The 25,963-nt window shown below is 63.7% G+C and carries 25 protein-coding genes and 1 other RNA gene; 22 read left to right on the plus strand and 4 right to left on the minus strand.

Going from position 1 to position 25,963, the window contains the following annotated elements:
* The first annotated feature begins 45 nt into the window (after positions 1-45).
* The 5 genes from petA to IFT44_RS05620 all read left to right on the plus strand — a co-directional run bounded on the left by petA (position 46) and on the right by IFT44_RS05620 (position 3,738).
* A complete protein-coding gene (petA, locus tag IFT44_RS05600) occupies positions 46-654 on the plus strand; it encodes a ubiquinol-cytochrome c reductase iron-sulfur subunit (RefSeq protein WP_185794208.1) in 609 nt (202 codons plus the stop codon).
* Positions 654-1,868 (plus strand): cytochrome b, encoded by a 1,215-nt coding sequence (locus IFT44_RS05605; protein ID WP_244652100.1) that lies wholly within the window; start codon positions 654-656, stop codon positions 1,866-1,868. The genes petA and IFT44_RS05605 overlap by 1 nt, the downstream gene beginning before the upstream one ends.
* Positions 1,865-2,587: a cytochrome c1 gene (locus tag IFT44_RS05610; RefSeq protein WP_192175557.1), complete on the plus strand. Its 723-nt coding sequence runs from the start codon at positions 1,865-1,867 to the stop codon at positions 2,585-2,587. The genes IFT44_RS05605 and IFT44_RS05610 overlap by 4 nt, the downstream gene beginning before the upstream one ends.
* An 84-nt stretch (positions 2,588-2,671) precedes the next feature.
* Positions 2,672-3,289: a glutathione S-transferase N-terminal domain-containing protein gene (locus IFT44_RS05615; RefSeq protein ID WP_049860608.1), complete on the plus strand. Its 618-nt coding sequence runs from the start codon at positions 2,672-2,674 to the stop codon at positions 3,287-3,289.
* Positions 3,290-3,306: 17 nt separating this feature from the next.
* Positions 3,307-3,738, plus strand: coding sequence for a ClpXP protease specificity-enhancing factor (locus IFT44_RS05620; protein ID WP_192175558.1), 432 nt, complete (start codon positions 3,307-3,309; stop codon positions 3,736-3,738).
* A gap of 52 nt (positions 3,739-3,790) precedes the next feature.
* Here the strand turns inward: IFT44_RS05620 and IFT44_RS05625 are convergent, their stop codons facing one another.
* The 4 genes from IFT44_RS05625 to IFT44_RS05640 all read right to left on the minus strand — a co-directional run bounded on the left by IFT44_RS05625 (position 3,791) and on the right by IFT44_RS05640 (position 7,244).
* On the minus strand, positions 3,791-4,369 hold the full coding sequence (locus IFT44_RS05625) for a BON domain-containing protein (RefSeq protein ID WP_122479478.1): 579 nt from the start codon (positions 4,367-4,369) through the stop codon (positions 3,791-3,793).
* A complete protein-coding gene (locus tag IFT44_RS05630) occupies positions 4,366-4,959 on the minus strand; it encodes a phosphoheptose isomerase (RefSeq protein ID WP_122479477.1) in 594 nt (197 codons plus the stop codon). Before IFT44_RS05630 ends, IFT44_RS05625 begins: the two co-directional genes overlap by 4 nt.
* Before the next feature lie 120 nt (positions 4,960-5,079).
* The gene (locus IFT44_RS05635) at positions 5,080-5,451 is read right to left on the minus strand and encodes a YraN family protein (RefSeq protein WP_192175559.1); all 372 of its coding nucleotides are present in this window, start codon (positions 5,449-5,451) and stop codon (positions 5,080-5,082) included.
* The gene (locus IFT44_RS05640) at positions 5,451-7,244 is read right to left on the minus strand and encodes a penicillin-binding protein activator (protein WP_192175560.1); all 1,794 of its coding nucleotides are present in this window, start codon (positions 7,242-7,244) and stop codon (positions 5,451-5,453) included. Before IFT44_RS05640 ends, IFT44_RS05635 begins: the two co-directional genes overlap by 1 nt.
* 164 nt (positions 7,245-7,408) lie before the next feature.
* Here IFT44_RS05640 and rsmI point away from each other — a divergent pair, with 164 nt between their 5' ends.
* The 17 genes from rsmI to ftsZ all read left to right on the plus strand — a co-directional run bounded on the left by rsmI (position 7,409) and on the right by ftsZ (position 25,856).
* On the plus strand, positions 7,409-8,311 hold the full coding sequence (rsmI, locus tag IFT44_RS05645; RefSeq protein WP_192104038.1) for a 16S rRNA (cytidine(1402)-2'-O)-methyltransferase: 903 nt from the start codon (positions 7,409-7,411) through the stop codon (positions 8,309-8,311).
* 76 nt (positions 8,312-8,387) lie between these two features.
* Positions 8,388-8,763: RNase P RNA component class A (gene rnpB / locus IFT44_RS05650), an RNA gene on the plus strand.
* A 339-nt stretch (positions 8,764-9,102) separates the two neighbouring features.
* Positions 9,103-9,558, plus strand: a complete 456-nt coding sequence (gene mraZ, locus IFT44_RS05655) for a division/cell wall cluster transcriptional repressor MraZ (RefSeq protein WP_122479473.1) — start codon at positions 9,103-9,105, stop codon at positions 9,556-9,558.
* Positions 9,555-10,502, plus strand: a complete 948-nt coding sequence (gene rsmH / locus IFT44_RS05660; RefSeq protein WP_163007610.1) for a 16S rRNA (cytosine(1402)-N(4))-methyltransferase RsmH — start codon at positions 9,555-9,557, stop codon at positions 10,500-10,502. Before mraZ ends, rsmH begins: the two co-directional genes overlap by 4 nt.
* Positions 10,499-10,792 carry a cell division protein FtsL gene (ftsL, locus tag IFT44_RS05665; protein ID WP_122479472.1) on the plus strand — a complete coding sequence of 98 codons (294 nt, stop codon included), beginning with the start codon at positions 10,499-10,501 and terminating at the stop codon, positions 10,790-10,792. The genes rsmH and ftsL overlap by 4 nt, the downstream gene beginning before the upstream one ends.
* Positions 10,792-12,537 (plus strand): peptidoglycan D,D-transpeptidase FtsI family protein, encoded by a 1,746-nt coding sequence (locus tag IFT44_RS05670; protein ID WP_163007622.1) that lies wholly within the window; start codon positions 10,792-10,794, stop codon positions 12,535-12,537. Before ftsL ends, IFT44_RS05670 begins: the two co-directional genes overlap by 1 nt.
* Positions 12,537-14,000, plus strand: a complete 1,464-nt coding sequence (locus IFT44_RS05675; protein WP_192175561.1) for a UDP-N-acetylmuramoyl-L-alanyl-D-glutamate--2,6-diaminopimelate ligase — start codon at positions 12,537-12,539, stop codon at positions 13,998-14,000. Before IFT44_RS05670 ends, IFT44_RS05675 begins: the two co-directional genes overlap by 1 nt.
* A complete protein-coding gene (locus IFT44_RS05680) occupies positions 13,993-15,360 on the plus strand; it encodes a UDP-N-acetylmuramoyl-tripeptide--D-alanyl-D-alanine ligase (protein ID WP_192175562.1) in 1,368 nt (455 codons plus the stop codon). Before IFT44_RS05675 ends, IFT44_RS05680 begins: the two co-directional genes overlap by 8 nt.
* The gene (gene mraY, locus IFT44_RS05685; protein WP_122479468.1) at positions 15,360-16,442 is read left to right on the plus strand and encodes a phospho-N-acetylmuramoyl-pentapeptide-transferase; all 1,083 of its coding nucleotides are present in this window, start codon (positions 15,360-15,362) and stop codon (positions 16,440-16,442) included. The genes IFT44_RS05680 and mraY overlap by 1 nt, the downstream gene beginning before the upstream one ends.
* Before the next feature lie 5 nt (positions 16,443-16,447).
* The gene (gene murD / locus IFT44_RS05690; RefSeq protein ID WP_192104030.1) at positions 16,448-17,794 is read left to right on the plus strand and encodes a UDP-N-acetylmuramoyl-L-alanine--D-glutamate ligase; all 1,347 of its coding nucleotides are present in this window, start codon (positions 16,448-16,450) and stop codon (positions 17,792-17,794) included.
* Positions 17,791-19,005: a putative lipid II flippase FtsW gene (gene ftsW / locus IFT44_RS05695; RefSeq protein ID WP_122479466.1), complete on the plus strand. Its 1,215-nt coding sequence runs from the start codon at positions 17,791-17,793 to the stop codon at positions 19,003-19,005. The genes murD and ftsW overlap by 4 nt, the downstream gene beginning before the upstream one ends.
* A complete protein-coding gene (gene murG / locus IFT44_RS05700) occupies positions 18,995-20,071 on the plus strand; it encodes an undecaprenyldiphospho-muramoylpentapeptide beta-N-acetylglucosaminyltransferase (RefSeq protein ID WP_192175563.1) in 1,077 nt (358 codons plus the stop codon). Before ftsW ends, murG begins: the two co-directional genes overlap by 11 nt.
* Complete coding sequence (gene murC / locus IFT44_RS05705; RefSeq protein WP_122713415.1) at positions 20,064-21,509, plus strand: UDP-N-acetylmuramate--L-alanine ligase; 1,446 nt, start codon at positions 20,064-20,066, stop codon at positions 21,507-21,509. The genes murG and murC overlap by 8 nt, the downstream gene beginning before the upstream one ends.
* Positions 21,506-22,465, plus strand: coding sequence for a D-alanine--D-alanine ligase (locus IFT44_RS05710; RefSeq protein WP_192053610.1), 960 nt, complete (start codon positions 21,506-21,508; stop codon positions 22,463-22,465). The genes murC and IFT44_RS05710 overlap by 4 nt, the downstream gene beginning before the upstream one ends.
* A 4-nt stretch (positions 22,466-22,469) precedes the next feature.
* Positions 22,470-23,339, plus strand: a complete 870-nt coding sequence (locus IFT44_RS05715) for a cell division protein FtsQ/DivIB (RefSeq protein ID WP_122479462.1) — start codon at positions 22,470-22,472, stop codon at positions 23,337-23,339.
* 14 nt (positions 23,340-23,353) lie between these two features.
* Entirely contained in the window at positions 23,354-24,610 is a 1,257-nt protein-coding gene (ftsA, locus tag IFT44_RS05720) for a cell division protein FtsA (RefSeq protein ID WP_122479461.1), read from the plus strand.
* Between the two features lie 52 nt (positions 24,611-24,662).
* Positions 24,663-25,856, plus strand: a complete 1,194-nt coding sequence (gene ftsZ, locus IFT44_RS05725) for a cell division protein FtsZ (protein WP_049860625.1) — start codon at positions 24,663-24,665, stop codon at positions 25,854-25,856.
* Positions 25,857-25,963 lie beyond the last annotated feature (107 nt).

The raw sequence follows: 25,963 nt of genomic DNA on the forward strand, positions 1-25,963 counted from the left end.
GCGCAAGACAATGCACACGCCTGTTGCAGCAGGCTAAGGTAAATGATGGCAGATGAGCAGGGCGGCGCGTGTGACATCGACCAGGGTCGCCGACGCTTTCTGGTCGGCACCACGACGCTGGTAGGCGCTGCCGGCGCAGTGGCTGCAGCAGTGCCCTTCGTGGCGTCATGGCAGCCCAGCGCGAAAGCCCGCGCAGCAGCCGCGCCGGTGAAGGTGAATATCGCCAAGATCGAACCGGGGCAGCAGATGGTTGTCCAGTGGCGCGGCCAACCCGTTTTCATCTGCCGACGCACGCCGCAGATCCTCGAACGCCTGGCCCAGAACACCGAGCATCTGGCCGATCCCCAGTCGCGCGATTCCGATCAGCCAGGCTATGTCGACCCAGCCCTGCGAGCCATCAAGCCCGAAGTGCTGGTGGTGGTGGGTATCTGTACGCACCTGGGGTGTTCGCCGACCTTTCGTCCCGAGGTCGCCGCCGCCGACCTCGGGCCGGACTGGCAGGGCGGGTATTTCTGCCCGTGTCACGGCTCGCACTACGATCTTGCCGGACGGGTCTTCAAGGCACAGCCCGCGCCGTTGAACCTGGCCGTGCCCGCGCATCACTACGAAAGTGCCGAGGTACTGGTGCTGGGTGTCGACGGGGAGGGCGCCTGATGCGTGGCCTGCTGCAGTGGATCGAGGCGCGTCTGCCGGTGGGTAGGGTATGGCGCGATCATCTGAGCCATTACTACGTCCCCAAGAACCTGAATTTTTTCTATATCTTCGGCTCGCTGGCGCTGTTGATGCTGCTCAACCAGTTGCTTACCGGCATCTGGTTGACCATGAACTACACACCCACCGCCGAAGGCGCCTTCGCCTCCATCGAATACATCATGCGCGACGTCGAATATGGCTGGCTCCTGCGCTACCTGCATTCGACCGGTGCGTCGGCATTTTTCATCGTGATCTACCTGCACATGTTCCGCGGGCTGCTGTATGGCTCCTATCAAAAGCCGCGCGAGCTGGTGTGGGTCTTCGGCATGTCGCTCTACCTGCTGCTGATGGCGGAAGCGTTTATGGGCTACCTGCTGCCGTGGGGGCAGATGTCGTATTGGGGCGCGCAGGTGATCATTTCCCTGTTCGGAGCGATCCCGATCGTGGGCGCTGACCTGGCTCAGTGGATCCGCGGTGACTATCTGGTTTCGGGTATCACCTTGAACCGTTTCTTCGCGCTGCACGTGGTGGCAGTGCCGCTGCTGATCGTGGGGCTGGTGGTGCTGCACATTCTCGCGTTGCACGAAGTTGGCTCGAACAACCCCGACGGCATCGATATCAAGCAGCTTCGGGATGCCGATGGCAAGCCGCTGGATGGCATTGCCTTCCATCCGTACTACACGGTCAAGGACCTGCTCGGGGTGGTGATCTTTCTCTTTGTGTTCAGCGCGGTGGTGTTCTTCTTTCCGCAGATGGGCGGCTATTTCCTGGAGCCGGCCAACTTCGAGCCTGCAAACGTGCTCAAGACGCCCGAACATATCGCGCCGGTCTGGTACTTCACCCCGTTCTACGCCATCTTGCGCGCCGTTCCCGACAAGCTCATGGGGGTGCTGGCCATGGCTTTCGCGATTGCCATCCTGTTCGTGCTGCCATGGCTGGACCGCAGCCCGGTCAAGTCGATGCGCTACAAAGGCTGGTTCAGTCGCGCGGCGCTGGCGCTGTTCTGCGTGGCGTTCGTGACGCTGGGCTACGTCGGCATGCAACCGGCCACGGTCATCACCACCTGGATAGCGCGGGGAGGCGTGGTGCTGTACTTCGGCTATTTCCTAGCCATGCCGCTGTACACGCGGCGGGAGATTACCCGGGCGGTACCCGATCGGATCCCTCGCCGATGAAATTCACGATTGCCGTCTTGCTGTTGCTGGCCCTGCCGCGGGCCTGGGCGGACCCGGTGGCGCCGCTGGTGCACCCGGTGGCAGTCGAGGTGAGCGACAAGGCGGCCTTGCGAGACGGTGCAAGCACCTTCGTCGGCTATTGCATGGGCTGCCACGGGGCCAGGTTTCAGCGTTACCAGACAGTGGCCGACGACCTGGGCGTACCCTATGAGCAAATGCTGCAGACCTTGGCCCCAGCCGGCGCAGCCATTGCCGATCACATGCAGACGCGCCTGCAGCCGGCCGATGCCAAAGCCTGGTTCGGCGCCGAGGTGCCCGACCTGACCCTGGTGGCTCGTGTGCGCGGCACGGACTGGCTGCACGCCTACCTGCTCGGCTTTCACGCCGACCCCCAGCGCCCCTGGGGTGTGAACAATGTCGTCTACCCCAACGTCGGCATGCCCAACGTGCTGGAAAGCCTGCAGGGCCGCCAGGTGCTCGACTGCCCCGAACCCACGGGCCAGCCGTGTACGCAGCTGCGGGTGATACCCGGTACCGGCAGCCTCGATGCGCAGCAATTCGACGCCAAGGTACGGAATCTGGTGGCCTTCCTGGCGTACTCGGCCGATCCGGCAAAGGCACAGAGCCGGCAGATCGGTGTGTACGTGCTGCTGTACCTGGCGCTGCTGATCATCCTTGCTTACTTGCTGAAACGCGAATACTGGAAGGACGTGCGTTGAAATTGCGGTAAACTGCGCGGCTTGCTTGCGCCCCCTGCCGGTGGCGCTCGTTTTTGCATTCATACATTCGCGAGGAGGACCGCCATGGGCGTGACCAATCGGTTGGCCTGTTACTCCGACCCCGCCGACCACTATTCTCATCGGGTGCGTATCGTTCTCGCCGAGAAAGGCGTCAGCGCAGAGATCATCAACGTGGAGGGCGGTCGCCTGCCACCCAGGCTGATCGAAGTGAACCCCTACGGCAGCACGCCGACACTGGTCGATCGCGATCTGGCCCTGTTCGAATCGACCGTGGTGATGGAATACCTCGACGAACGCTATCCGCATCCGCCACTGCTGCCGGTGTACCCGGTGGCACGTGCCAACAGCCGGTTGCTGATCCATCGTATCCAGCGCGACTGGTGCGGCCTGGCGGACCTGATCCTGGACCCGCGCAGCAAGGAAGCCGCCCGCGTGCAGGCGCGCAAGGAATTGCGCGAAAGCCTGACCGGTGTTTCGGCCTTGTTCGCCGACAAGCCCTGCTTTCTCAGCGATGAGCAAAGTCTGGTCGACTGCTGTCTACTGCCGATACTCTGGCGCTTGCCGATCATGGGTATCGAACTGCCGCGGCCTGCCAAGCCGCTGCTCGACTATATGGAACGTCAGTTCGCGCGGGAGGCCTTCAAGGCCAGCCTGTCCGCGGCTGAACGTGAAATGCGCTAGGTTTTGAGGAGCCGTTGATGAACTCCAGTCGTCCCTATTTGATCCGCGCGCTATACGAGTGGATCGTTGACAATGACTGCACCCCGCACATGCTGGTCAATGCCGAGTATCCCTCGGTCCAGGTGCCGCAAGGTTTCGCCAGCGATGGCCAGATCGTGCTGAACGTGTCACCCAGCGCTGTGCGCAATCTGCACATGGACAACGAAGCGGTCAGCTTCGACGGTCGCTTCGGTGGCGTGTCGCACACGCTGTTCGTGCCTTCGGGTGCCATCCTCGGTATCTACGCCCGGGAGAATGGCCAAGGCATGGTCTTCGACCTGGAGTCGCCCGAGCTGGACGAGGAAGAAGCCGAGTTCGAAGACATCGTCGAAGCCGATGACGACGTTCCACCGCCAGGCAACCCGCCGCCGCGCCCAACCGGGCGGCCGAGTCTGAAAGTGGTGAAATGAAAAAAGGCGATCCGCAAGGATCGCCTTTTTTCATGGTGGTGAACGGCTGTGGTCAGTCGATGTACTCGAACAGCTTGACGATCTTCTGCACACCGGAGACGCCTTGCACCAGGTTGGTGGCGCGGGTGGCCTCGGCCTGGGTCAGCAGGCCCAACAGGTAAACGATGCCGTTCTCGGTCACGACTTTGATGCGCGAACCAGGTATGGCGCTGTCGGCCAGCATCTGGGTCTTGATCTTGGTGGTCAGCCAGGCGTCGTTGTTGCGCGCCAGCAACGAGGAAGGCGCCAGCACCTGGATCTCGTTGTGGACCTTCTTGACTCGCTGCACTTCGCTGGCGGCCTGCTCGGCCAGGGCCTTGAGGTCGGCGCGCGGCGTCTGCCCGGCGAGCAGGACCACACCGTTGTAGCTGGTCACGACGACATGGGAGTTCTTGTCCAGGTCGATGTTGGCCTTGGCAATGTTCACCGATACCTTGGTTTCGATCAGCGAGTCGTCGATCTTGCTGCCCAGGGTGCGGGTACCGCGATCATCGTCGATCGGGTTGTCGCGGGTGGCAGTCAGGACCGAGCTGCAGCCGGTGACGCTCAAGGCCAGGCTCAGGGCCACTAGGGCAAGGCGGTTACGCTTCATTCTTCACTCCCGAACAGTTGGCTGTCGATCAAGTCGCAGAGACAGTGGATCGCCAGCAGGTGAACTTCCTGGATGCGTGCCGTGACGTTGGCTGGCACGCGGATCTCGACGTCTTCGGGCAACAACAGGGAGGCCATGCCGCCCCCGTCGCGGCCGGTCAGAGCCACCACGACCATGTCGCGGTCGTGGGCGGCCTGGATCGCCTGGATGATGTTGGCCGAGTTGCCGCTGGTGGAGATGGCCAGCAACACGTCGCCCGGCTGGCCCAGCGCGCGGATCTGCTTGGAGAATACCTCGTTGAAGCTGTAGTCGTTGGCGATCGAGGTAATCGTCGAGCTGTCGGTGGTCAGGGCGATGGCAGGCAGGCTGGGGCGTTCGCGTTCGAAGCGGTTGAGCAGTTCGGACGAGAAATGCTGGGCATCGCCGGCCGAGCCGCCATTGCCGCAGGAAAGCATCTTGCCATCGCTGAGCAAGGCACCCACCATGACCTGGCTGGCTTGTTCGATGTACGGTGCAAGGACTTCCATCGCCTGTTGCTTGGTATCGATACTGGCCTGGAAAAGCTGGCGAATTCGGGATTGCATGTCCATCAAGGTGACCTTAAGTAGGGCGGCTGGTCGGGCAAGACCGCAACGCGGCGGTGGTTCCCGGCACAAGAATGTGCAGCCCGCAAAGCAAAGAGCAAAAACCGGTGGCAAGGGTGTCGAGTGTCAGCTGTCGAAGGCATTGCGGATCCAGTTCAGGCGCGTGGCCCGAGTGCCGGTGCCTTCCAGGGCGATCACGTCGAAACGGCATGGATACTGGGCCCAGCGCGCTTCCTTGATGAGGAAATATTGCGCGGCCAGCACCAGCTTTTGGCGTTTGCGGGCGTCGATACTGGCCAACGCTCCACCCCATTGTGCATGCAGGCGATAGCGGACCTCGACGAATACTACTGTATCGCCATCTAGCATGACCAGATCAAGCTCGCCTCGTTTGCACAGCCAGTTCTGCGCCAGCAGCGTCAAGCCCTGTGCGCACAAGTGCTCCAGGGCTTGCTGCTCGGCCTCGCGACCCGCCTGCTGGCGGGGGCTCAGCGACATTACGGCGTGGTGTTGGGCAGGCGCTGGACCTGGCCACCGGCGAACTGCGCCCACGGCAATTGGCGCTCGATGCGTTGGCTGGCGCTCATGCCAAGGTTGCCGGACAGGCCTTCGATGCGGCTGTCGGGCAGGGCCTTGAGCTGGCCCAGGCGTGCGGCCAGGGTGTAGGCGTCAACGCCCATGGCATACAGTCGGCCCATGCTGCCGTTGGCCTGCGGCCACTGGCGGGTAACCTGCTGGCGCAACGGGTTGCTGGTGTCGAGCAACCACGGCGTCTCGCAGAAGCGGATGCCGGTCATGTCGTTGTACTGGGCCTGATCGCCGCTGGCGCTGAACACGTGCGAAGTGGCATAGACCGGCAGGTCGCCGGCGTACTGGAAGTTCAAGGTCGGCTTGATCTGCTGGGCCTGCTGCGGTGTGGCAGCGAGGAAGATGAAGTCGATGTCCTGGCGACGCGATCCCTGTGTCCCGGTGCTGCTCTGCAGGCCGCTGCCGGCGTTGCGCACGTTGAGCATGTCGGCGATCTGTTGGGCCAGTTGGACCGGCTGGTCGACGCGTTCGGCTGCAACCAGCGTGCCGCCGTTGGCTTCCCAGTCCTGGCGGAAGGCATTGAGCACACGGTCGCCCCACTCACCCTTGGGGATCATTGCCGCAGCGCTGTGCAAGCCGTCGGCACGTGCGCGACGGGACACTTCGCGCGCTTCGTCTTCGGCGGCCAGGCCGAATTGGAACAGCTGGGGTGGACCGAGTTGGTTGTTGTCGCTGTAGTTCAATGCCAGGGTTGGCAGTGGCAGCTGGGTGCGTGCCGCCAGTTGCTTGACCAGATTTTTCTCCAGCGGGCCGATCACCAGTTGCACGCCTTGCGCCTGCGCCTGGCGGTAGAAGTCGTCGAGCGAGCTGAGGCGCGAGCTGTCGATCACGTCGATGACCGGCGGCGTTTGCCCGGCTTGCTGGGCTTGGTAGTACGCCGCCATGAAGCCTTCGCGCAAGGCGCGGGCCACGCCGGCCAACTGGCCTTCCTGTGGCAGCAGCAGGGCGATTCGGGTCAGCGGCTGGCTGGCCAGGGCCTTGAGTTTGACCAAGGGGGTCGGCAGCTGTCTGGCGGCAGGGTGAGCCGCGTGCTGGGCCACCCAGGTATCGATGGCGGCTTGCTGCTGTTCCAGGGTGCCTGCCGATTTGACGGCCAGGGCCAGGCTCAGCCAACCGGCGAAGTCGTCGGTGCTCTGGTTTTGCAACTGCTCCACCGGCAGCGAAGCCACCAGTGCCCAGATGGCTTCGTGATTCTGGCCGGCGACCTCGCCACTGAGCAGGGGTGCCACGAATACGCGCTCGCGCGCCGCAGCCAGGATCTGCCCGTCGGCTTCCAGGGCCCGAGCGCGCACCAGATGCGCGCGTACCTGCTGGTCTGCGGGCAGCTCGCCCAGGCGCTGCAGGCTCGGATGATCGAGGGCGGCAAGCGCGGCCTTGGCATCGTTGCGGGTCAGTGCGAGCTCTGCGCCCAGGGTGCTGGCCAATATCTGCAGGCCTGGCTTGAGCAGTTCGATTCGCACTTGCTGCAGGATCTGCGCGGCGCGGGTTGGATCACCCTGGCGAGCGGCCTGGTCTGCCGCGCTCAAGCGCAAGGCTGCCGCTTCTTCCGGCGACTTGCTGGCGGTGGCGCGTTCGAGCAGCTGCTCGACGGTCGCGTCCGGCGTGCGCGGCAGCTCACCGAGATTGGATGAAGGCGAACTGGCGCACGCGGCCAGCAAGGCGGCGAGGCATAGGGCAGATAGAAGCCGCAGGCAGGCTGTCATGGGTATCTTCCTGATTTACTCGATCAATAGACGGGCAAGTGTACCCAAGCATCGGCCGGGGTGCGACGAGGATGGCAAGCCTGTCCTTATATAGGACAAGCAAATGTTTCACCTCGGCCGTGCCGGATCGCTGGGCGAGCACTGGCTGGCCTGGAGCCTGTACAATGCGGGTTTGGCCGAACGACAAGGTGTGTGCTGTGACTGCTTCAAGCGCTTCTAATTCCACCCCAGGCACACTTTATGTAGTGGCTACGCCCATCGGCAATCTGGACGACATGAGCGCGCGCGCGTTGAAGATCCTGGGCGAAGTAGCGTTGATCGCGGCCGAGGATACCCGCCATTCGGTGCGTCTGATGCAGCACTTCGGGTTGAATACGCCGCTGGCGGCCTGTCACGAGCACAACGAGCGGGACGAAGGCAGCCGTTTCATCCAGCGTCTGCTGGCGGGTGATGACATCGCGCTGATTTCCGATGCGGGTACACCGCTGATCTCCGACCCCGGTTATCACCTGGTGCGTCAGGCGCGTGCGGCGGGCGTGCAGGTAGTGCCGGTCCCCGGTCCCTGTGCCTTGATCGCGGCGCTGTCGGCGGCTGGCCTGCCGTCGGACCGTTTCATCTTCGAAGGTTTCCTGCCGGCCAAGACCGCCGGTCGCTGTGCGCGCCTGGAGCAGGTCAGGGAAGAACCGCGCACCTTGATCTTCTACGAGGCGCCGCATCGCATACTCGAATGCCTGCAGGACATGGAGAAAGTCTTCGGCGGTGAACGTTCTGCGCTGCTGGCGCGCGAATTGACGAAAACCTTTGAAACCCTCAAAGGCCTGCCGCTGTCCGAGTTGCGTGCATTCGTGGAAGCCGACAGCAATCAGCAGCGCGGCGAGTGCGTGGTACTGGTGGCGGGATGGACTGCGCCGGTCAGCGATGAGGCCGTCAGCACCGAAGTCATGCGCATTCTGGACCTGCTGCTGGCAGAGATGCCGCTCAAGCGCGCTGCCGCGGTGGCGGCCGAGATCACCGGCGTGCGCAAGAATCTGCTCTACCAGGTGGCCCTGGAAAAGCAGAAGGCGTGAGATTGGTTCGGCTCCAGGTCGATCGGAGCGATAAAAGCTTGTCCTGGCCGGTGCATGTCGTTAACCTGCGCGCCGGAGAGTCGATCGGACAGTCGCTGCCTGTTTTTGTTCCGCAACCCAGGTTGCTGGGCAGAGCGGGGGGAGGAAAGTCCGGGCTCCATAGGGCAGAGTGCCAGGTAATGCCTGGGAGGCGCGAGCCTACGGAAAGTGCCACAGAAAATAACCGCCTAAGCGCGCAAGCGCCGGTAAGGGTGAAAAGGTGCGGTAAGAGCGCACCGCACGTCTGGCAACAGTTCGTGGCTAGGTAAACCCCACTCGGAGCAAGACCAAATAGGGTTCCATATGGCGCGGCCCGCGTTGGAACCGGGTAGGTTGCTAGAGGTGTCCAGCGATGGCCATCGTAGAGGAATGACTGTCCTCGACAAAACCCGGCTTACAGATCGACTCTCCACCTTTTACCTTCGCGTCCCTTCGCTGTCCCTTGCGCTGTTTCGCAGAAAAAAACGGCTACCAAACCCCCTTTGGTAATGTCGAAAAAATCTTAGTCTTGAGACTCTACTTTAAGTTCAAGACGCAGATGCTTGAACTCAAACGGCTTTGTTCCTCCCCGACGCGTCTCAAATACCGTCTTCCCTTCATTTTGCGTTCTAAATCTCCGATCTATAAGGCTTTTCCCTACAGACGCGCCTTGACGGTGTGGTGGGGGGGTTCCTATAGTGTGCGCGAGTGGCGGGAAGTGGCGAAAAGTGGGTTTTTCGAGTGTAAAAGTCTGAGTTCAGGGGAAGCGCGACGTGTTTCGTGGAGCAAATCCGATCAACCTCGATGCCAAGGGACGGCTCGCAATGCCGAGTCGGTATCGTGACGAGTTGGATTCCAAATGCGCCGGCCAGCTGATCATCACGGTCGATACCATCGACCCCTGCCTGTGTGTCTACCCGCTGGATGAATGGGAACTCATCGAGGCCAAGCTTCGCGCCCTGCCATCGCTGGTGGAAAGCAACCGGCGCCTGCAGCGCCTGCTGATCGGCAATGCCGTCGACCTCGAGCTCGACGGCAGCGGACGTTTCCTGGTGCCTCCACGCCTGCGCGAGTACGCCCGGCTGGACAAGCACGCGATGCTGGTCGGCCAGCTGAACAAGTTTCAATTGTGGGACGAGGGTGCGTGGAATGCCGTCAGTGCGGCAGACCTTGCAGCTATACAACAACCGGGCGCCATGCCCGAAGAATTGCGTGATTTGATCTTGTGACTATTGATAGCGGCTTCAACCACATCACCGTGCTGCTCGACGAGGCCGTCGAGGCTCTGGCCGTGCGCGACGATGGTTGCTATCTGGACGGCACCTTCGGCCGTGGCGGCCATAGCCGCCTGATCCTGCGCCACCTGGGGCCCGACGGCCGCCTGTTGGGGTTCGACAAGGACCCTCAAGCGATTGCCACCGGGCAAGCGCTGGCGGCCGAAGACGGCCGCTTTGTCATTGTACAGCGCAGCTTTGCCGAACTTGGCGCCGAAGTGCGCGAGCGCGGCATGCATGGCAAGGTCAGCGGCATCCTCCTCGACCTGGGTGTTTCATCGCCACAACTCGACGATGCCGAGCGCGGCTTCAGCTTCCTGCATGACGGCCCGCTGGACATGCGCATGGACCCTTCGCGCGGCATGAGCGCGGCCCAGTTCATCGCAACCGCTGCCGAGGAAGAAATCGCTCGCGTCTTCAAGGAATACGGCGAAGAGCGCTTCGCCCGGCGCATGGCACGTGCGGTGGTGCAGCGTCGCGAAGTGCAGCCGTTCGAGCGCACCGCCGACCTGGCCGAGGTGCTCAAGGTTGCCAACCCGGCGTGGGAGAAGGGCAAGAACCCGGCAACCCGCGCCTTCCAGGGCCTGCGCATTCACGTCAACAATGAACTGGCCGACCTCGAGGCAGGCCTCGAGGCTGCCCTCGATGCACTGGAAATCGGCGGCCGTCTGGTAGTGATCAGCTTTCATTCCCTGGAAGACCGCATCGTCAAACTGTTCATGCGCAAACTGACCAAGGGCGAAGCCGACAACCTGCCGCGCAACCTGCCGGTGCGTTTCGAAGCCTTCGTACCCAAAGCCAAGCTGCACGGCAAGGCGCAATTCGCCTCCGAAACCGAGCTCAGGGCCAACCCGCGTTCGCGCAGCGCCGTCATGCGTGTCGCGGAGAAGCTGCGATGAGCAAGCTCCTCAACAAGCCGCTGCCAGGCGGCAGTTTTCTCATGCTGCTGCTGTTCATCGCCGTGCTGGTTTCGGCCATCGGCGTTTCCTACAGTGCGCACATCAATCGGCAGTTGCTCAATACGCTGTACGGCGAGCTCAGCGATCGCGACAAGGCGCAGGCCGAGTGGGGGCGCCTGATCCTGGAGCAAAGCACCTGGACCGCGCACAGCCGTATCGAAACCCTGGCCGCCGAACAACTGAAAATGCGCATCCCGGATGCCGCTGAAATTCGCATGGTGTCGCCATGATGAAGCTCGACGGGGCCTTGTTCCCGTGGCGGTTCCGCCTGATGGTCGGCCTGCTGTTGCTGCTGGTCGCCGGTATCGTTGCGCAGATCGTCTACCTGCAGGTCATCAACCGTGACTTCCTGATCGGTCAGGGCGATGCGCGCAGCATGCGCCACATCCCCATTCCTGCGCACCGTGGTTTGATCACCGACCGTAACGGCGAGCCTTTGGCCGTGAGCACGCCGGTGACCACCCTGTGGGCCAATCCCAAGGAAATGCAGCTGTCCAAGGACAAGTGGCCCGAACTGGCGCGCGCGCTTGGGCAGGAGCCCAAGGCTTTGGCCGCCCGTCTCGAGGCGCAGGCGAGCAAGGAATTCATCTACCTGGTACGTGGCCTGACGCCTGAGCAAGGCGCCTCGGTGCTCGACCTGAAAACCCCGGGTGTCTACGGCATCGAGGAATTCCGCCGGTTCTATCCGGCCGGCGATGTCACTGCGCACATGGTCGGTTTCACCGACCTCGACGATCACGGCCGTGAAGGCGTCGAGCTGGCCTATGACGAGTGGCTGGCCGGCGTGCCCGGCAAGCGTCAGGTCATCAAGGACCGGCGCGGCCGGCTGATCAAGGACGTCCAGGTGACCAAGAATGCCAAGGCCGGAAAGACCTTGGCATTGTCCATTGACCTGCGCCTGCAATACCTGGCCAGCCGCGAGCTGCGCAACGCCATCAACGAGAACGAAGCCAAGGCCGGCAGCATGGTCATCATGGACGTGAAGACCGGCGAAGTGCTGGCCATGGTCAACCAGCCTACCTACAACCCCAACAACCGCCGCACCATGTTGCCGGCGGCGATGCGCAACCGGGCGATCATCGACGTGTTCGAGCCGGGCTCGACCATGAAGCCGATCTCGATGAGTGCAGCGCTGGAAACCGGCCGCTGGAAACCCACCGACAAGGTGGACGTCTACCCCGGTACCTTGCAGATCGGCCGCTACACCATCAAGGACGTGACCAAGACCGAAGGCCCGGTGCTCGACCTGACCGGCATCCTGATCAACTCCAGTAACGTGGGCATGAGCAAGGTCGCCTTCGACATCGGCGGTGAAAGCATCTACCGGGTGATGTCGGCGGTTGGCCTGGGCCAGTACACCGGCCTTGGCTTCCCGGGCGAGCGCGTCGGCAACCTGCCCAACCATCGCGAATGGCGCAAGGCCGAGACCGCGACGCTGTCCTACGGCTACGGCCTGTCGGTGACGGCGCTGCAGCTGGTGCACGCCTATGCGGCGATCGCCAACAACGGCCGCATCGTGCCGCTGACCATTCTCAAGAGCGACCAGCCGCCGACCGCGGCGCAGGTCATTCCCGAGAAGGTCGCCAAGACCGTGCAGGGCATGCTTCAGCAAGTCATCGAAGACACCCGCGGCGTGTATCGCGCACGGGTGCCTTCGTATCACGTGGCGGGCAAGTCGGGTACCGCGCGCAAGGCCACCATCGGCTCGCGTGGGTATACCGAGAACGCCTATCGCTCGCTGTTCGCAGGCTTCGGTCCGATGAGCGACCCGCGCTACGCCATCGTGGTGGTGATCGACGAACCCAGCAAGGGTGGCTATTACGGTGGTCTGGTCAGCGCGCCAGTGTTCAGCAAGGTGATGTCCGGCACGTTGCGCCTGATGAACGTGCAGCCTGACAACCTGCCGCCGCCTGTACCACAGCAGCAAGTGAACGCCGCACCGGCGACTCCATTGATAAAAGGAGGGCGCGGCTGATGACCATGCCCCTGAGCAAGCTTTTTCCCGAAGCCAGCCGCGATCCGCTGATTCGCGAGTTGACCCTGGACAGCCGCAACGTTCGCCCCGGCGACCTGTTCCTGGCCGTGCCTGGAAGCAAAGTCGATGGCCGTGCGCACATCGCCGACGCCCTCAAGCTGGGTGCCGCCGCCGTGGCCTACGAAGTGGATGGCAGCACCGTGCTGCCGCTCACCGATGTACCACTGATTCCCGTGAAAGGCTTGATCGCGCAGCTGTCGAGCATTGCCGGGCGTTTCTACGGCGAGCCGAGTCGGCTGGTCAATCTGGTCGGCGTGACCGGTACCAACGGCAAGACCAGCATCACCCAACTGGTCGCCCAGGCACTCGATGCGCTGGGCGAGCACTGCGGCCTGATCGGCACCCTGGGCACCGGTTTCTACGGCGCCCTGCAGAGCGGCCGACTGACGACCCCCGACCCGATCGCCGTGCAGTCCACCTTGTATGACCTGAAAAAGGGCGGCGCCCATGCCGTGGCGATGGAAGTGTCGTCGCACGCGCTCGATCAAGGCCGCGTGGCCGCGCTGGATTTCGACATCGCGGTGCTGAGCAACCTGTCTCGCGACCATCTGGACTACCACGGCAGCATGCAGGCCTATGCAGCGGCCAAGGCGCAGCTGTTCGCCTGGCCGGGGCTCAAGTGCCGCGTGCTCAATCTGGACGACGAATTCGGTCGGCAGTTGGCCGAGCAGGAACAGGACTCACGCTTGATCACCTACAGCCTCGCCGACAGCGCCGCGACGCTGTTCTGCCGTGACACCCGCTTCGACGACCACGGCGTGCGCGCCACCCTGGTCACCGCGCACGGGGAATACAGCCTGAGCAGCCGCCTGCTCGGGCGCTTCAACTTGAGCAACGTACTGGCGGCGGTAGGGGTGCTGATGGGCATGGCCTATCCGCTCGACGACATCCTCAAGGTCATGCGCAACGTCGAAGGCCCTGTTGGCCGCATGCAGCGCCTGGGTGGCGCAAGCAAGCCGCTGGTAGTGGTCGACTATGCCCATACGCCCGATGCTCTGGACCAGGTGCTGCAAGCCTTGCGCCCCCATGCCAAGGGCCGGTTGCTGTGCCTGTTCGGCTGCGGCGGTGATCGCGACAGCGGCAAGCGTCCATTGATGGCCGAGGTGGCCGAGCGTCTCGCCGACCGTGTGCTGGTGACCGACGACAACCCTCGCAGCGAAGATCCGCTGCGCATCTTCGACGACATTCGCGCCGGCTTCTCCAGTGCCGCCAACGCAACGTTCGTGGCTGGCCGTGGCGCGGCCATCGCCCAGCTGATCGGTGCTGCCTCGGTCGATGACGTGATCGTGTTGGCCGGCAAGGGGCACGAAGACTATCAAGAGATCAATGGTGAGCGTCAGCCGTTCTCCGACCTGCAGCAGGCCGAACAGGCCCTGGCCGCATGGGGGACCGTCGATGCTTGACGCCATGACCCTCAGCCAGTTGGCCGACGCCTTGCAAGGCCACGTGCGTGGCGGCGATGCGCGCTTCGACGGCGTCAGCATCGATAGCCGTGCCATCGTTGCCGGCGATCTGTTCGTCGCGCTGGCCGGTCCTCGCTTCGATGGCCATGACTATCTCGACGAGGTGGCTGCCAAGGGAGCAGTAGCCGCGTTGGTGCAACACGAAGTTGCGGGCACGACGCTGCCCCAGCTGGTGGTGGCCGATACGCGCCTGGCGCTGGGTCAGCTCGGTGCGCTGAACCGGGCTGCGTTCAGCCGTCCGGTGGCGGCCATCACCGGCTCCAGCGGCAAGACCACGGTCAAGGAAATGCTCGCCAGCATCCTGCGTACACAAGGTGCGGTGCTGGCCACCCGTGGCAACCTGAACAATGACCTGGGCGCGCCGCTGACGCTGCTCGAGCTGGCGCCACAGCACACGGCAGCGGTGATCGAGCTGGGCGCGTCGCGCCTGGGCGAAATCGCCTACACCGTGGGCCTCACGCGTCCACAGGTAGCACTGATCACCAATGCGGGCACCGCTCACGTCGGCGAATTCGGCGGCCCGGAAAAGATCGTCGAAGCCAAGGGCGAGATTCTCGAAGGCCTGGGCGAGGGCGGTACGGCCGTTCTCAATCTCGACGACAAGGCTTTTGCAATCTGGCAGGCGCGTGCCGGCCAGCATGCCGTGCTGACCTTCTCGCTGGACAACGCCAAGGCTGACTTTCATTCCAGCGCCCGTCACAGCGATGCGCGCGGCTGCCCGTCCTTCACCCTGCATGGCCCTGACGGCGAGGTGCCAGTCCAGCTCAACCTGCTCGGTACCCACAACGTGCTCAATGCCCTGGCAGCCGCTGCCGCGGCCCATGCCCTGGGTGTGACGCTGGCCGGCATCCAGGCAGGCCTCAACGCGGTGCAGCCGGTCAAGGGCCGCACCGTGGCGCAGCTCGCGGTCAACGGTGCGCGGGTGATCGACGACACCTACAACGCCAACCCCACCTCGATGTGTGCGGCAATCGATATACTCGCCGGCTTTTCCGGGCGTACCGTCCTGGTTCTCGGCGATATCGGCGAACTGGGCGCCTGGGCCGAAGCGGGCCATCGCCAGGTCGGTGAATACGCGGTCGGCAGAATCGACGCGCTGTACGCGGTGGGCCCATTGATGAGCCACGCAGTCGCTGCGTTCGGTGCTCAGGGCCGACACTTCGCCAACCAGGCAGACCTGATTGCGGCGCTGGGCGCCGAGCAGGGTTCCACTACCACTATTTTGATCAAGGGATCACGCAGCGCGGCGATGGAAAACATCGTGGCGGCACTGTGCGGTCCTGGCGGGGAGAAACACTGATGCTGCTGCTGCTGGCGGAATTTCTGCAACAGTTCTACAAAGGCTTCGCGGTCTTTCAGTACCTGACCCTTCGCGGGATTCTGGGCGTACTGACCGCGCTGTCGCTGGCCCTCTGGTTGGGCCCCTGGATGATCCGCACCCTGCAGATTCGTCAGATTGGCCAAGCGGTGCGCAACGATGGCCCACAATCGCACCTGTCCAAATCCGGCACGCCGACCATGGGCGGCGCCCTCATTCTGTCGGCCATCGCCATCAGCACGCTGCTATGGGCCGACCTGTCCAATCGCTACGTCTGGGTCGTACTGGTCGTCACCCTGTTGTTCGGTGGCATCGGCTGGGTGGACGACTATCGCAAGGTGATCGAGAAAAACTCGCGCGGCCTGCCCAGCCGCTGGAAATACTTCTGGCAATCGGTGTTCGGCCTGGGTGCGGCGGTGTTCCTGTTCATGACCGCGAACAGCCCGGTGGAAACCACCCTGATCATCCCGATGCTCAAGGACGCCAGTATCCCATTGGGTGCCGGCTTCATCGTGCTGACCTACTTCGTCATCGTCGGCTCCAGCAATGCGGTCAACCTCACCGATGGCCTCGACGGCCTGGCGATTCTGCCGACGGTGATGGTGGGCGGCGCGCTGGGGATTTTCTGCTATCTGTCGGGCAACATTAAGTTCGCCGAATACCTGCTGATTCCCTATGTGCCGGGCGCGGGTGAGTTGATCGTCTTCTGCGGCGCGCTGATCGGCGCCGGGCTGGGCTTCCTGTGGTTCAACACCTATCCGGCCCAGGTGTTCATGGGCGACGTCGGCGCGCTGGCGCTGGGCGCCGCGCTGGGCACCATCGCGGTGATCGTGCGTCAGGAGATCGTCCTGTTCATCATGGGCGGCATCTTCGTCGTCGAGACGCTGTCGGTGGTGATCCAGGTCGCCTCGTTCAAGCTGACCGGTCGCCGCGTATTCCGCATGGCACCGATCCATCACCATTTCGAACTCAAGGGCTGGCCCGAACCTCGGGTCATCGTGCGTTTCTGGATCATCACCGTGATTCTGGTGTTGATCGGCCTTGCCACCCTGAAGCTGAGGTAGAACGAGTGTCTCTGATCGCTTCTTCCCACTTCCGCATCGTTGTCGGCCTCGGCAAGAGCGGCATGTCGCTGGTGCGCTTCCTGGCGCGCCAGGGCGTGGCGTTTGCCGTGGCCGACACGCGAGCAGCGCCGCCGGAACTGGCGACGCTACAGCGTGACTATCCCCAGGTGGAAGTGCGTTGCGGCGAGCTGGACGTGGAGTTCCTGTGCCGCGCCGACGAGCTCTACGTGAGCCCCGGCCTGGCGCTGGCGACCCCCGCCCTGCAACAGGCGGCGGCGCGCGGCGTGCACCTGTCCGGCGACATCGACCTGTTCGCCCGGCATGCCAAGGCGCCGATCGTGGCGATCACCGGCTCCAATGCCAAGAGCACCGTGACCACCCTGGTTGGCGAGATGGCGGTTGCGGCTGGCAAGCGCGTGGCCGTGGGCGGCAACCTCGGCGAGCCGGCGCTCGATCTGCTCGCTGACGACGTCGAGTTGTACGTGCTGGAGTTGTCGAGCTTCCAGCTGGAAACCACCCATCAGCTCAATGCCGAAGTGGCCACAGTGCTCAACGTCAGTGAAGACCACATGGATCGCTACAGCGGCCTGCCGTCCTATCACCTGGCCAAGCACCGGATTTTCCGTGGCGCGCGCAAGTTCGTCTTCAATCGTCAGGACGCCATGAGCCGGCCGCTGATCGGCGAAGGCATGCCGTGCTGGACCTTCGGCTTGAACAAGCCGGACTTCAAGGCCTTCGGCCTGCGCGAGGAAGACGGGCAGAAGTACCTGGCCTACGAGTTCGAGAACCTGATGCCGGTCAGCGCGCTCAAGGTGCGTGGCGCGCACAACCAGGCCAATGCCCTGGCCGCGCTCGCTCTGGGACACGCGGCAGGTCTGCCGTTCGACGCCATGCTGGCCAGCCTGCGTGAATTCACCGGGCTGACGCACCGTTGCCAGTGGCTGCGCGAGCGCGATGGCGTGGCCTGGTACGACGACTCCAAGGCCACCAACGTCGGCGCTGCCATTGCCGCCATCGAAGGCCTGGGCGCCGATATCGACGGCCAGTTGGTGCTGATCGCCGGTGGCGACGGCAAGGGCGCCGATTTCACCGCGCTGGGCAAGCCCATCCAGCGTCACTGCCGGGCACTGGTGCTGTTGGGCCGCGATGCCCCGCGCATCGCCGCCGTGGCCGGGCCGGGCGTTCCACAAGTTACCGTTGCCTCGATCGAGGAAGCGGTTCAGCAGTGTGCCGAACTGGCGCAGCCCGGCGATGCCGTGTTGCTGTCACCGGCCTGCGCGAGTCTGGACATGTTCAAGAATTACGAAGAACGCGGGCGGCGGTTCGCCCAGGCAGTGGAGGGCCTGTCATGATCTTTGGTGTCATCAAGCCATTTCCCTCGCCGCTGATCAGTGGCCGCGGGATCGACATCGACTTCGCCATGCTCGCGGGCTGCCTGGCATTGCTCGGCCTGGGCCTGGTGATGATCACCTCGGCCTCTTCGGAAGTAGCTGCGGTCAACTCGGGCAATTCGCTGTCGATGATGATCCGGCATCTGGTCTACCTGGTGATCGGTATCGGTACCTGCATCGTCACCATGATGGTGCCCATCGCCACCTGGCAGCGCCTGGGCGGTACGCTGCTGATCGCCGCCTTCGGCTTGCTGGTGATGGTGCTGTTGCCCGGCATTGGCCGCGAAGTGAACGGTTCGATGCGCTGGATCGGCTTCGGCATGTTCAACGTGCAGCCTTCGGAAATCGCCAAGGTGTTCGTGGTGATCTTCCTGGCGGGCTATCTGGTGCGTCGCCAGCAGGAAGTCCGCGACAGCTGGATGGGCTTCTTCAAGCCGTTCTTCGTTTTGTTGCCGATGGCCGGGCTGCTGCTGATGGAGCCGGACTTCGGCGCCACGGTGGTGATGATGGGCGCAGCGGCGGCGATGCTGTTCCTCGGTGGGGTGGGCCTGTTCCGCTTCGCCTTGATGGTGGCTCTGGCGGTCGGTGCGGTGTTCGTGCTGGTCCAGGCGCAGCCGTACCGCATGGCGCGGCTGATCACCTTCACCGACCCGTGGAGCGACCAGTTCGGCTCGGGCTATCAATTGACCCAGGCACTGATCGCCTTTGGCCGTGGCCAGTGGTTCGGTGTCGGCCTGGGCAACAGCGTGCAGAAGCAGTTCTACCTGCCCGAAGCGCACACCGACTTCGTGTTCTCGGTACTGGCCGAGGAGCTGGGGGTGATCGGTTCACTGTGCACCGTGGCCTTGTTCGTGTTCGTCTGTATCCGCGGCATGTACATCGGTTACTGGGCCGAGCGGGCCAAACAGTATTTCGCCGCGTACGTGGCCTATGGGCTGTCGTTCCTGTGGATCGGCCAGTTCCTGATCAACATTGGCGTGAACGTCGGCCTGCTGCCGACCAAGGGTCTGACCTTGCCGTTTCTCAGCTACGGCGGCAGTTCGCTGGTGATCTGCTGCGCCTGTCTGGGGCTGCTGCTGCGCATCGAATGGGAAAGCCGTTCGCACCTGGGCAGCGAAGAGGTGGAATTCAGCGAGAGCGATTTCGCCGAGGAGACGCCCCATGGCCGGTAAAGGCAATGTGCTGATCATGGCGGGCGGTACCGGGGGCCATGTGTTCCCGGCGCTGGCCTGCGCACGGGAATTCCAGGCGCGCGGTTTCAGCGTGCACTGGCTGGGCACGCCGCGCGGGATCGAGAACGAGCTGGTGCCTGCCAATGGCCTGCCACTGCACCTGATCGATGTCAGCGGTGTGCGCGGCAAGAGCCGGCTGGCTCTGCTCAAGGCGCCGTTCGCCATTTGCAAGGCCGTGTTCCAGGCGCGCCGCATCATCGCCCGGCTGCAGCCGGTGTGCGTGGTCGGCTTCGGTGGTTACCTGACCGGGCCCGGTGGCGTCGCCGCGCGGCTGGCCGGCGTGCCGGTGATCGTGCACGAGCAGAATGCCGTGGCCGGTACCGCCAATCGCCTATTGGTGCCTTTCGCCAGTCGGGTCTGCGAAGCTTTCCCCGACACCTTCGCCGCCTCGGCCAAGCGTCGTACCACCGGCAACCCGGTGCGTACCGAGCTGTTCATGGAAACCCCGCGTCAGGCACTCATCGGTCGCCAACCGCGTCTGCTGGTACTGGGTGGCAGCCTGGGCGCCGAGCCGCTGAACAAGCTGCTGCCCGAAGCCCTGGCTCAGGTGCCTGCGCACTACCGCCCCGAGGTGTTCCACCAGGCCGGCAAGCAACACGATGAAATCACCGCCGAGCGTTATCGCACCGCCGGTGTCGAGGCGCAGGTCGCGCCGTTCATCAAGGACATGGCCCAGGCGTATGGCTGGGCCGACCTGGTGGTGTGTCGCGCGGGTGCGTTGACCATCAGCGAATTGGCGGCCGCCGGCCTGCCGTCGTTGCTGGTGCCGTTGCCCCACGCGATCGACGACCACCAGACTCGCAATGCCGATTATCTGGCTCGCGAAGGCGCTGCCTTCCTGATGCCACAAGTGACAACCGGCGCGGCACAGCTTGCCGAGCGCCTGAAAGAGGTTTTGATGCAACCCGAAAAACTCCTGAGCATGGCGAGCACTGCCCGCCGCCTGGCCAAACCCGATGCCACGCGCAATGTGGTCGACGTCTGCCTGGAGGTGGCCCATGGTTGAGAACCAGAGAGCCATTCCGCAACCGGAAATGCGCCGTATCCGTCGTATCCACTTCGTCGGTATCGGTGGTGTGGGCATGTGCGGCATCGCCGAGGTGCTGTTGAACCTGGGCTACGATGTGTCCGGTTCCGACCTCAAGGCTTCGCCGGTGACCGAGCGACTGACGTCGTTCGGCGCGCAGATTTTCATCGGCCACCGTGCCGAGAACGCCGCCAGCGCCGACGTGCTGGTGGTGTCGAGTGCGGTCAACACCAGCAACCCGGAAGTCGCCACCGCGCTGGAGCGGCGGATTCCAGTGGTGCCGCGTGCCGAGATGCTGGCCGAGCTGATGCGCTACCGGCATGGCATTGCCGTGGCCGGCACCCATGGCAAGACCACCACCACCAGCCTGATCGCCTCGGTGTTCGCGGCCGGTGGCCTGGACCCGACATTCGTCATCGGCGGCCGGCTCAACGCGGCCGGCACCAATGCCCAGTTGGGCACCAGCCGCTACCTGATCGCCGAGGCCGACGAGTCGGACGCCAGCTTCCTGCACCTGCAGCCGCTGGTGGCCGTCGTCACCAACATCGACGCCGATCACATGGCGACCTACGGCAACGACTTCAACGTTCTGAAGAAGACCTTCGTCGAGTTCCTGCACAACCTGCCGTTCTACGGATTGGCCGTGGTGTGCCTGGATGACCCGGTCGTGCGCGAGATCCTCCCGCAGATCGCGCGGCCGACCTTGACCTACGGCATCAGCGAAGAGGCCGACGTGCGTGCCATCAACGTGCGCCAGCAGGGCATGCTGACCCACTTCACGGTGCTGCGCCGCGACCGCGAGCCGCTCAACGTGTCGGTCAACATGCCGGGCAACCACAACGTGCTCAACGCCCTGGCGACGATTGCCATTGCCACCGATGAAGGCATCAGCGACAGCGCCATCGTCCAGGGCCTCTCCGGCTTCCAGGGCGTGGGTCGACGTTTCCAGGTGTATGGCGAATTGCCGGTCGAAGGCGGCAGCGTGATGCTGGTCGACGACTACGGTCATCACCCCCGCGAAGTGGCGGCAGTGATCAGTGCCGTGCGCGGTGGCTGGCCCGATAAACGTCTGGTGATGGTATATCAGCCGCACCGTTTCAGCCGCACGCGTGACCTGTACGACGATTTCGTACAGGTGCTTGCCGACGCCAATGTGCTGCTGCTGATGGAGGTCTACCCGGCCGGCGAAGAACCCATCCCCGGCGCCGACAGCCGTCAGCTGTGCCACAGCATCCGCCAGCGCGGCCAGTTGGACCCTATCTACATCGAACGCGGCGTCGAGCTGGCGCCACTGGTCAAGCCGCTGCTGCGCGCAGGCGACATCCTGCTGTGCCAGGGTGCCGGTGACATCGGCGGGCTTGCCCCGCAGTTGCTCAAAAGCCCGCTGTTCGCGCAGGCCTCGGAGAAATCGCAATGAACATTCTGGATTCCAACACCCTGCGCTCGCAGATCATGCCCAGTGACTTCGGTCGCGTGGCCGTGCTCTACGGCGGCAAGAGCGCCGAGCGCGAGGTGTCGCTGAAGTCGGGCGCCGCGTGCCTGCAGGCCTTGCAGAGCGCCGGGGTAGACGCGTTCGGCATCGACGTTGGCGACGATCTGCTGGCCCGCCTGCAGGCGGAGAAGATCGACCGTGCGTTCATCATCCTCCATGGCCGCGGCGGCGAAGACGGCAGCATGCAAGGGTTGCTCGAGTGCTTGGGCATCCCCTACACCGGCAGCGGCATCCTTGCCAGCGCCTTGGCGATGGACAAATTGCGCACCAAGCAGGTGTGGCAGAGCCTCGGCCTGCCGACCCCGTCGCACGCCGTGCTGGCCAGCGAGCAGGATTGTATTTTTGCCGCTGGGGAACTGGGCTTCCCTTTGATCGTCAAACCCGCCCATGAAGGTTCAAGCATCGGGATGGCCAAGGTGAACAGCGTCGACGAACTGGTCGTCGCCTGGAAAGCCGCCAGCACCTACGATTCGCAAGTGCTGGTCGAACAATGGGTCCACGGCCCCGAGTTCACCGTCGCGACGCTGCGTGGCCAGATGCTGCCTGCGATTGCGCTGGGCACGCCCCACACGTTCTACGACTACGACGCCAAGTACGTCGCCAACGATACCCAGTACCGCATCCCCTGCGGCCTTGCTCCCGCCAAGGAACAGGAACTCACCGAACTCTGCGCCCGCGCCTGCGATGCCATCGGCATCCAGGGTTGGGGGCGTGTGGATGTGATGCAGGACCAGCAGGGCCGTTTCTGGCTGCTGGAAGTCAACACCGCTCCAGGCATGACCGATCACAGCCTGGTGCCCATGGCGGCGAACGCGGCTGGCCTGGATTTCCAGCAGTTGGTGCTGGCGATTCTGGCCGCCAGTTGCAAGGCGCGAGGTTAAGACCATGCACGGCCCAATGATTCGCCATCAGTCACCCGCCATCGGCCGCAACAAGCCGGTGCCGCGTGGCGCCAGCCGTATGGTGGCCAAGGAGCCACTGTCGGTGCGCCTGCCCAAGGCCAATTTCAGCATCTTCAGGAAGCTGATGTGGCCGGTGCTGTTGGTGGGTCTGGGCTTTGGCACCTACGAGGGTGCCCAGTACCTGATGCCCTACGCCGATCGCCCGATCACCAAGGTGTCGGTACAAGGCGACCTGGCCTACATCAACCAGCAGTCGGTGCAGGAGCGCATCCAGCCTTATGTCGGCATGACGTTCTTCAGCATCGACCTGACCCGCATGCGCACCGAGCTGGAAACCATGCCCTGGATCGCCCATGCCGAAGTGCGTCGGGTCTGGCCTGACCAGGTGGTGATCCGCCTGGAAGAGCAACTGCCGGTCGCGCGCTGGGGCAACGAGTCGCTGCTCAACAACCAGGGCCAGGCGTTCGCGCCTCGCGAACTGGGCAACTACGAACACTTGCCGCAGTTGTTCGGCCCGGTACGGGCCCAACAGCAGGTGATGCAGCAATACCAGGTGCTGAGTCAGATGTTGCGTCCACTGGGCTATTCGGTTGCCCGGCTGGAACTGACCGAACGCGGCAGCTGGTTTCTCACCACAGGCGCAGGAAGCGCCGGCCCGGGCATCGAGTTGTTGCTGGGACGTGACCACTTGCTGGAAAAAATGCGCCGCTTTATCGCCATTTACGACAAGACACTCAAAGACCAGATCACGAATATCGCGCGTATCGACCTGCGCTATGCCAACGGCCTGGCCGTGGGCTGGCGTGAACCGAGCGCCCCGACTGCGGACAAGCCCGCCGTCGCGAAGAATTGACAAGAGGCAGGACCATGGCAAACGTTCAAAGCGGCAAAATGATCGTCGGGCTGGACATCGGCACCTCCAAGGTGGTGGCGCTGGTGGGCGAGGTGGCAGCCGACGGTACGCTGGACATCGTCGGGATCGGTACCCACCCCTCGCGCGGCCTGAAGAAGGGCGTGGTGGTGAACATCGAGTCGACCGTGGCGTCGATCCAGCGCGCGGTCGAGGAAGCCCAGCTGATGGCCGGTTGCCGCATCCACTCGGCGTTCGTCGGCGTCGCCGGTAACCACATCCGCAGCCTGAACTCCCATGGTATCGTGGCCATTCGCGACCGCGAGGTCAGCACCGCTGACCTGGAGCGGGTTCTGGACGCGGCCCAGGCCGTGGCGATTCCCGCCGACCAGCGCGTATTGCACACCCTGCCGCAGGACTATGTGATCGACAACCAGGAAGGCGTGCGCGAGCCTCTGGGCATGTCCGGCGTGCGTCTGGAAGCCAAGGTCCATGTGGTCACCTGCGCCGTCAACGCTGCGCAGAACATCGAGAAGTGTGTGCGCCGCTGCGGCCTGGAAATCGACGACATCATTCTCGAGCAGCTGGCCTCGGCCTATTCGGTGCTGACCGATGACGAGAAAGAGCTGGGTGTCTGCCTGGTCGACATCGGCGGCGGCACCACTGATATCGCCATCTTCACCGAAGGCGCCATTCGCCACACCGCGGTCATTCCCATCGCGGGCGATCAGGTCACCAACGACATCGCCATGGCCCTGCGCACACCGACGCAGTACGCCGAAGAAATCAAGATCCGTTACGCCTGCGCCCTGGCCAAGCTGGCCGGCGCCGGCGAAACCATCAAGGTACCCAGTGTCGGCGACCGTCCTCCGCGCGAGCTGTCGCGCCAGGCGCTGGCCGAAGTCGTCGAGCCACGCTACGACGAGCTGTTCACCCTGATTCAGGCCGAGCTGCGTCGCAGCGGCTACGAAGACCTCATCCCGGCCGGCATCGTGCTGACCGGTGGTACGGCAAAAATGGAAGGCGCGGTCGAGCTGGCCGAAGAAATCTTCCACATGCCGGTGCGCCTGGGCGTACCGCATAGCGTGCGGGGACTGAGCGACGTTATCAGCAACCCGATCTATTCCACCGGCGTGGGCCTGCTGATGTATGGCCTGCAGAAACAGTCCGATGGCTTGAACCTGTCAGGTATCAGCAACAGCGGCAATTACAGCGATGACACCAAGGCTCCGGTGCTGGAACGGCTGAAGCGTTGGGTGCAAGGCAATTTCTGATTCAAAACGGCAGTAGCGGTAGGCGCACACAAATAGAGAAAGGAGAGGGCACATGTTCGAACTCGTAGACAACATCCCGCAAAGCCCGGTAATCAAAGTTATCGGTGTCGGCGGCGGCGGCGGCAACGCCGTCAACCACATGGTCAAGAGCAACATCGAAGGCGTTGAGTTCATCTGCGCCAACACCGATGCTCAGGCACTCAAGAACATCGGCGCGCGCACCATCCTGCAGCTGGGTACCGGTGTGACCAAGGGCCTGGGCGCTGGCGCCAACCCTGAAGTCGGCCGTCAGGCCGCGATGGAAGACCGCGAGCGCATCGCCGAAGTGCTGCAAGGCACCAACATGGTCTTCATCACCACCGGCATGGGCGGCGGTACCGGTACCGGTGCTGCGCCGATCATCGCCGAAGTGGCCAAGGAAATGGGCATCCTGACCGTTGCGGTCGTGACCCGTCCGTTCCCGTTCGAAGGCCGCAAGCGCATGCAGATCGCCGACGAAGGCATTCGCATGCTGTCCGAAAGCGTCGACTCGTTGATCACTATTCCCAACGAGAAGCTGCTGACCATCCTGGGCAAGGACGCCAGCCTGCTGTCGGCGTTCGCCAAGGCCGACGACGTGCTGGCCGGTGCCGTTCGCGGTATCTCGGACATCATCAAGCGTCCGGGCATGATCAACGTCGACTTCGCCGACGTGCGTACCGTGATGAGCGAAATGGGCATGGCGATGATGGGTACTGGTTGCGCCAGTGGTCCCAACCGCGCACGCGAGGCCACCGAAGCGGCCATTCGCAACCCGCTGCTCGAAGACGTCAACCTGCAGGGCGCTCGCGGCATTCTGGTCAACATCACCGCGGGTCCCGATCTGTCGCTGGGTGAATACTCCGACGTGGGTAGCATCATCGAAGCGTTCGCCTCCGACCACGCGATGGTCAAGGTCGGCACCGTCATCGACCCGGACATGCGCGACGAACTGCACGTGACCGTCGTGGCCACCGGCCTGGGCGCGAAGATCGAGAAGCCTGTGAAGGTCATCGACAACACCATGCAGACCGCAGCGCAGACGCCTCCACCGTCGCAGCAGCCGGCTCGCCAGGACGCACCGTCGGTGAACTACCGCGATCTGGATCGTCCGACCGTGATGCGCAACCAGGCCCACGCCGGTGCTGCCGCCGCGGCCAAGCTGAACCCACAGGATGACCTGGATTATCTGGACATCCCGGCCTTCCTGCGTCGTCAGGCCGATTGATGCAATTTATCAGGGGTATTAGGGTGATTGGTGTTCAGCAAAGGTTGGGTCTGCTATCATCGCCAGCCTTTGTTGATACCAGTTCGCAATTTGCGCTGAAGCGGCCA

The organism is Pseudomonas sp. CFBP 13710 (assembly GCF_014842235.1).
Taxonomy (GTDB): Bacteria; Pseudomonadota; Gammaproteobacteria; order Pseudomonadales; family Pseudomonadaceae; genus Aquipseudomonas; species Aquipseudomonas baltica.